Raw genomic sequence first — 326 nt, forward strand, 5'->3', positions numbered from 1 at the left:
GCTTATTTGTGCGTATGGGCTAAACCAATTTGCTACGTGATAAACCGCACCAATACGACCGGTGACGGCATCATTGTCGTTACTCTCGTGCTCTACACCATAGCCATCTGTTGTTTCAGGGTCGGTTGAAAATGAGTCGTAACGAAGGCCTGCGGAAAGAACCAGTTTTTCCTCCATTAGGAAGGCTTGGTCCTGAACGAAGACACCCCATTGCTGCACTGTTGCATTAGGAAGACCCGTGCTACCCGGAGAAGAGCTTGGAGGCGCGCCTGTGCCACTTTGAATAAAGTGATCGGTGTTCTCCAAAGCAAAGTCGTTGTATAGGA

1 protein-coding gene is annotated in these 326 nt (G+C 49.4%); it reads right to left on the reverse strand.

Annotated features, from left to right (window positions below; translation table 11 throughout):
• On the reverse strand, positions 1-326 hold a 326-nt coding region (locus AB4585_RS22895; RefSeq protein WP_372171104.1), incomplete at both ends, for a TonB-dependent receptor domain-containing protein.

The sequence above is a fragment of the Vibrio sp. 10N.222.49.C9 genome, from assembly GCF_041474985.1.
GTDB classification, from domain to species: domain Bacteria; phylum Pseudomonadota; class Gammaproteobacteria; order Enterobacterales; family Vibrionaceae; genus Vibrio; species Vibrio crassostreae_C.